Below are 6,878 nucleotides of genomic sequence, written 5' to 3' on the forward strand. Positions count from 1 at the left end.
ACGGGCGACTCACGAATCGCCCGTACACCCGTGCGCACTCCGCCGTCGGCGATGCCTCGCGCCTAAAGCCCGTACTGCGCCTTCACCAGCGGGGCCAGGCCCAACTTCTCCAGCGTCTTCATGGGCGCAAGCATCGTTACCGTAACGACGCCCGGGAGCCGCCCGATTTCCACCGCGCCAGTAAGCGTAACGCGGTTGAGCACCTCGTCCTTGGACATGCCCAACAGGTCGGCCAGGCGCGCCACGCCGTTGTCGGCCGCCTCGTTCAGGTTGGCGCCCGAGCCGACCATCTGGATGGGCGCGGCTTCCTCCAGGACCTTCTGGCCGAAGCGGTCGGCCAGCGCCTTGGCCGCCGCCTTCTCCTTGGCCTTGTGGGGCCGCGCGAGATGCGGCAAATCCTCCGCGGGCGGCAGCAGGATAGGGCCGCCGATCTTGAGGCCCTTGAGCACGCTCACTTCCACCGACACCCGCGCCGAGACATCCGTGGTGTGGCCGGCGATCTCGCCGTCGCCCTGCATGGCGTGCGCGTCGCCCATGTAGATGCCGCCGCCGTCCACCTTCACCGGGCAGATGAGGATGGCCCCCGCCCGCACCGAGTCAATGTCCAGATGGCCGTCGGTGCGGTGCTCCAGTTGCTCCTTGGAGATACCGTACTTGTGGGGCGCGCCCACCAGGAACTGCCCGAAATCGCCCGCGTTGTGCGAGTCGGGCATGTCAATGGCGGGCGTGGTGCCGATGTTGCCCAGGAATGGGCGCATGCGCGTAACCACGCCGGCGATGTCGGCAGGACACAGCGCCACCACGGGGTTCTGCTCGGACTTCTTGGGCAGGGCCATGAGTTTGGCCGCTTCCTCGCCCAGGCGCTTCGCCACGTCGGGGCCCACGGTTACGCCGACCTTCTTGTCGCCGTCCAGCACGATGGTGTACCCGTTGGCGAAGTGGAAGGGGCTGACCTCGGCCCCGCACACGGCGCAGTGGATAGCCTCGGCGCCCACGCCGACGACTTTGCTCGGCGGGCTTTCGGTGCCGCACACGGGGCAGCGCCGCGCCACGAACGGATCGCCCTCGTAGCGCCCCTCCACCGCCACCATGGTGCCCGACGAGGTAACCACGGACGTTACCCGCACGCGCCGGATGCGGATGGCGATGGCGTCGCCCACTTTCGCGCCTTCAATGGCGACCGGCACCGTTACCTCGTGCCCGCCGTGGAACGATGGCGTGATCATGGGCCCCCAGCATCCCGGCGCCGTCTCGGCGATGATGCGTCCGCCATCGGCCACCGGCCCCGTCATGGCGACGCTGGGGCCCACGATACCGCCCGTGTAGGTTGCCACGCGAACCACCGGTCTTGCCTTGCCTCCCATACGATTCTCCTTTCGTGTCTGGAACTTGCGCCCCCGGGCTGTCCAGGGGCATGGGCTTTGCGATCCGATTTCAGCGTTGGAACTCTGCTTCAAGTGTAGCATGGACCGCGGGGGATGTCAATGGGGTTGCTCGCAACTCTCGCGAAGCCACGCGAGGAGCCCGCTCGCGTCATTCGCGGCTATCGCCCCCGTCGGCGGGTTCTGCCGCAACCCGACACATGGCGGCGTCGTCCGGCAGGCGCGCCCCGCCCGCATCCACCGCCGGCCAGCGGACGCCCGCCCCAGGATCCCACACGCCAAATGCCACCGTGAGGGGTCCGGCAGGCGCGGCGTCAAACGCGCGCACGTCGCGCAACACGTCGCCGATTCGCCACTGGGCCAGCGGGTACAGACCGCGCAGGGGATCGCCGTCGGCCTGGGCAGCCAACCGGCCATCGGCGCCGAGGAGATGGGCGAAGACCGTCGGCGTGCCTTGCACTGCGGACTCCAGGCGCCATGTGGCCGTGAGGATAACGCGACGGCCTTCCCTGCGGCACTGGACCGACAAGAGCGCCAGGCTACCGCCGAAACGGGCGACGGGCGCGCCCTGTTCGGGCGGAAGCAGGAGAGCGCCCGCCTCCTCCAGGCTCATGACGCCATCGGCGCGATAGGCGGTAACGAACACCCGTCGCGCCGCGCGGATATCCTCGGTCGTCAGGGGCGGCCCGGCCAGTTCCACGCCGTAGGGCAGGGGCGGCAGAATCGCGCCCGCCGACCGCTCCAGCGCGGCCCCCGCGCGCCCCGTGTGCACCTCCACCAGCAGGTCGGCGTTGGAGGGCGGCGGCATGGGGATGACGCCCTCATGCCCCAGCGGGTACATCCGGTCGGGCGGCGTGATGCGCCCAGGCAGGTTGACCAGAAGCATAGGGCCAGGGCTGCTTGCCGCTCGGATCGCCTGCCATAGCACATCGCCCGCGCGGACGTACAGGGCCGTGATGCGCATGACAAACAGGGCGGCAGGCAGCACGGCAACCAGCGCCAGCGCCCCCCACGCCACGCCCCGCGCCGAGGCCGGTCGCCGCGGCAGGACGTTCACCAGCGCGGCGGCCCACATCATGGCCGCGCCCGCCGCGCTGACATACATCGCCCGGGGCGGGTCGCGCACCCAGTTGAACGGCTGCGTGAGCAGCGGGATGGCGCTCCACAGCACCGCCCAGCCGAGGCCCAGCAGGAACAGCCGCACCGCATGGCCATCCTCTCCGCGCCCAAGTGCCGCGCACCCCGCCAGGGCCACCAGCGCGGCCAGCCCCACCGCCACGAGGCCGACGCGGGCCCCCACGCCGACGCGCGGGGCCTGCTGCGCGAGCGGCGCTACGGGGTAGGCGACGGCCTGAAGGGCCACGGCGGCGTTGTCGCCCCAGTTGGCCGCGCCGGGCGAGTAGGCCGCGCCCGCGGGCGAGAAATGCAGGATGAGGGCCAGCGGCACCGCCGACGCCGCCAGGTACAGCAGCAGCGCGCGCCCGTGTCGCCTGGAAGTCAGCAGCCCCGCCAGCGCGACAGCCGGCCCCGCCACCACGCCGCCCTCGTGGGCAAGCCCCGCAAGGGCCACGAGGATCAGGCCGGGAAGATGGGTGCAGAGCGCGCCGCGCCCGTCGGCCCGACTTTCGGGCGCGCGGCCCAGAACCCACAGCGCCGCGCCCAGGGCCAGCGCCATCGCCAGCGGATACGAGAACGACGAGGCCCACGCCACGGCGTCGGGCGCGAAGGGGAACGCCGCGAACAGCGCCGCCGCCAGCGCCGCGCTCGCCGTGGGGTGTCGGCTCCCCCGCGCAGCCAGCGCGCCGACAAGGGCCGCGCACACGGCATGGGCCAGCAGGTTCAGCGCGTGCACCGCCCCCGGCTCCAACAGCCCCAGGACCTGCATCGCCTTCCACAGCGAAAAGTGCAGCGGACGGTAGTCGCCGTAGGGGCCCACGGAGCGCCAGAAGTCCAGGATCGGCGTCGCCCTTACCCAGCGAACCTGCAACAGGTCGTCGGAGTAGAACGGCAGCCCTATCGCGCGCCCATACAGCGCCGCCGTGAGTCCGACCGCAATGAGCGCGGCTACGACCCAGGCCCTGCGCCCGCCATCCTCAGCGCGGTTCATCCCAGTTCCCGCCCCTTGCCCGAATCGGCCAGATCCACCAGCACCTCCGGATAGGGGTCAAAGAAGGTCTGCTCCATCAGGTACGCGTTCTCAAACCGCACGACCCACGAGCGCACGATGGCGGTAACGGCGCTCAAGGGCACTTTGCGCTGGCGGTAGCGTTCCAGCGAGTCCAGGAAGAAGGCCTTTTCCCGCGCCGAAAGTTCGTCGGAGAAGTACCCCATGCTGTGCATGAGGACATTGATCACCGAGCCGATGCGAGGCGCGCGCATCAGCGCCCGGCGGAAGTGGGCCTGATACTCGCCGGCCAGGTCGGCGAAGGGGCGCTTGTCGGGGTTTGCCACGATGCGGCCCAACACGCGCAATTCGGACTGGTTGCAAGCCATGAGCAGCAACTTGTGGCGGGCGTGGAATGCCACCAGGTCGCGCACCATCCCCGATTGCAGCGCGTCGCGCAGGCGGGCCAGCGCGAAGACCCGCAGGAGAAAATGGTCGCGGATGGCGAAGTTGGTGAGTCGCCCCTCCTCCTCCACGGGCAGGCCGCCGAAGCGTTCCAGCACCGCCGCGGCGAAGAACCCCACGCCTTTGCCCGATGGAGCGCCCTTGCCTGCGCTCGGATACACCTTCACGTCCTTGATGCCGCACGACGGCGAGCGGCTCTTGAGGATGAACCCATCCACCACACCCACCGACGCGAGATGCTCGGCGGCGAAGCGGCGCATGGCGTCGGTAACATCCTTGCCGGTGGCGGGCTGGACGAGTCGCAGTTCGCCGTCGGCCGCGACGACGCGCACCGGATCCCGTGGCACGCCGAGACCGATTTCCACTTCGGGGCACACGGGCGCGAAGTCCACGTGCGGCTCCAGGCGGCGCACGAACTCGTCGGGGATGGTTACCCCATTCCAGCGACACGGCGCGAACCCCAGACACTGGCTCACCACGATACGGGGCTTGGGAAATTGGGACATGGCGAGACCTCCCGTGTTGATGAGGCTATTATAGCACTGCGGGCATGGGGAAAACAAAGAACCCATCCGCCGACGCGAATGGGTCCCCGTTGGTGAGCCGCACAGGACTCGAACCTGTAACCCGCTGATTAAGAGTCAGCTGCTCTGCCAAATTGAGCTAGCGGCCCCAGCAGGTGGATAATACCCTGAAAGGGGAGGAGTGTCAAATTGACCCCCTGCCAGCGTCATGGTTTCGCTCCGCTCGCCATCCCGTGGGGTTATAACCGCGAATAACACGAATGCACGCGAATGTAAAATAGACCCTAAGGGTCTCGCAAGGGATTGCTTCGGATGCTGCGCGCCAGTTGGAACCGCGAATAGCGCGAATCCACGCGAATGTAGAATAGACCCCCCCAAGGGTCTCGCAAGGGATTGCTTCGGATGCTGCGCGCCAGTTGACGCCCGCGGCGTTTGGTGCTATCTTTCTACCAGGGCACGCGCGTTGTGCCCCCAACACACTCTGCCGGAGCCTGGAAGTGGGCAACGACTGGCACACCTGGACGGCGCTTGGTTGCGACATCGGGCGGAGGCGCAGAAACAACGAAGACTACGCGCTCGCCTGCGAACCCGAGGCTCCCTCCCTGCGGGACGACAAAGGGCATCTGTACATCGTAGCCGATGGCGTCGGGGGAGGCGCAGGGGGCGAAATCGCCAGCCGCTTCGCCGCCCTCGCCGTGGCGTTCCACTACTACGGCGATCCCGCCCCCCCACCCAGGAGCCTGCACCTCGCCGTGGCGCGCGCCAACGACAGCCTGTACCGCTACGCGCACACCCACAGCCGTTTCGCCACCATGGGAACCACCATCGTCTGCGCGGCGGTGCGCGGCGAGCATCTCTACATCGCCCATGTGGGCGACAGTCGGGCCTACCTGCTGCGCGAGGGCGTCCTGCGACCCCTCACCGAAGACCACAACCTGGCAGCGCACCTGGCGCGCGAGGGCATCATCACACGCGAACAGGCCCGCCATCACCCCCAGCGCCACCTGCTGCTCCGTTCCCTGGGCGGCGAAAGCACCGTCCTGCCCGACTTCGCCGAAGCGCAACTGCAGCCCCATGATGCCGTCATTCTCTGCTCCGATGGCCTCACCCTCCACGTGCAGGAAGCCGAAATCGGAGCAATCTGTTCCGAATCGTCCGGGCCCCAGGAGACCGTCCGCGCGCTCATCGCATTGGCCAACAACCGCGGCGGCCTGGACAACATCGCCGTGATCGTCATCCGCTGGAACCCTGAACCGCGGGCGGTTCCGCCAGCGCAGGGCATCCTCACCGCGCCGCCCGAGCACGAACCGACCGTGGACGCGATCATGGAGGCCCTGGCAACGCCATCCCCAAACAGAACGCCGCAGTCATCGTGAAGGGGGATTTGTAGGCAGTATGGAAGATCTGATAGGCCAGACGCTACTAGACCGATATTATGTGGAAGACTTCGTGGGCAGGGGCGGCATGGCCGAAGTCTATCGCGCGCGCGACCTTCGCCGCCGCATCACCGTTGCCCTGAAATTCCTGCGCGAGGACATGGCCGAGGATGAGGTCTTCCTGCGGCGGTTCCGCCGCGAGGCGCGCGTGCTGGAGACCCTCCAACACCCCAACATCGTCCGCTACTACGGCTTTGAGGAAACCGACAATCTCCACTTCCTCGTCGTGGAGTTCATTGACGGCGAGGGCCTGCGCAAGAAACTGTCCCGCCTGGCGAGGCCGCTGACCCTGGCTCAGGCGCTCGCGATCCTGGAGCCGGTCTGCAATGCGCTGCACTATGCCCATGCCGAGGGTATCTACCACTGCGACATCAAGCCCGCCAACATCATGATTGATCGCGCGGGGCGGGTTGTCGTTGCCGATTTCGGCATCGCCAAACTGGCCGAAAGCGCCACCGTTACGTCCAGCACCACCGGCACGCCGGCCTACATGGCGCCTGAGCAGTGCCGTGGACAGAAGGTGGACGCCCGCACCGACATCTACGCGCTGGCCATCACCACATTTGAGATGCTGACCCTGGACCGTCCGTTCACCGGCGAAATGGCCACCATCCAGGGCGCGGTGTCCGAAAGAATCCGTTGGGAGCAACTCAAGGCCACGCCGCCGTCGCCCCGCAAGTACAACCCCGAGATTCCCGAATGGGCCGAGCAGGCGATCCTCAAGGCGATGGAGAAGCAGCGCAATCGGCGGTTCCGCAGCGTCCTCGCCTTCTACGACGCGCTGAGCAACGGAGGCAAGGTAACCCCCGACCCCGTGCTCCCGTGGGCGGAAGAAGGCGAACCCGAAGCCACACCGCCCACCCTTGTGGAACCCGCCACGCCCCCCGGGGCCACCCGCCAGGGCCAATGGGAACAGCGCATGACCGATGCGATCTGGGCCGCGCGGCGCGCCTGGCGGCGGGCCGCC

General features: G+C 68.2%; 5 protein-coding genes and 1 tRNA gene. 2 read left to right on the forward strand and 4 right to left on the reverse strand.

Annotation, left to right across the window (positions count from 1 at the left end; genetic code table 11):
• Positions 1-62 precede the first annotated feature (62 nt).
• The 4 genes from H5T65_08580 to H5T65_08595 form a co-directional block, all read right to left on the reverse strand.
• Complete coding sequence (locus H5T65_08580; protein ID MBC7259291.1) at positions 63-1,364, reverse strand: acetamidase/formamidase family protein; 1,302 nt, start codon at positions 1,362-1,364, stop codon at positions 63-65.
• 169 nt (positions 1,365-1,533) lie between these two features.
• Positions 1,534-3,489, reverse strand: coding sequence for a hypothetical protein (locus H5T65_08585; protein MBC7259292.1), 1,956 nt, complete (start codon positions 3,487-3,489; stop codon positions 1,534-1,536).
• Positions 3,486-4,457: a DUF1722 domain-containing protein gene (locus H5T65_08590; GenBank protein ID MBC7259293.1), complete on the reverse strand. Its 972-nt coding sequence runs from the start codon at positions 4,455-4,457 to the stop codon at positions 3,486-3,488. Before H5T65_08590 ends, H5T65_08585 begins: the two co-directional genes overlap by 4 nt.
• 90 nt (positions 4,458-4,547) lie before the next feature.
• Positions 4,548-4,624 (reverse strand) — tRNA-Lys (locus H5T65_08595).
• Between the two features lie 348 nt (positions 4,625-4,972).
• Between H5T65_08595 and H5T65_08600 the strand changes: the two genes are divergently transcribed.
• Together H5T65_08600 and H5T65_08605 are read left to right on the forward strand one after the other, a co-directional pair.
• The gene (locus H5T65_08600) at positions 4,973-5,851 is read left to right on the forward strand and encodes a Stp1/IreP family PP2C-type Ser/Thr phosphatase (protein ID MBC7259294.1); all 879 of its coding nucleotides are present in this window, start codon (positions 4,973-4,975) and stop codon (positions 5,849-5,851) included.
• A 19-nt stretch (positions 5,852-5,870) separates the two neighbouring features.
• Positions 5,871-6,878, forward strand: a 1,008-nt coding sequence (locus H5T65_08605) for a serine/threonine protein kinase (GenBank protein MBC7259295.1), incomplete at its 3' end; no start/stop codon positions are given.

The organism is Chloroflexota bacterium, assembly GCA_014360805.1.
Taxonomy (GTDB): Bacteria; Chloroflexota; Anaerolineae; order DTLA01; family DTLA01; genus DTLA01.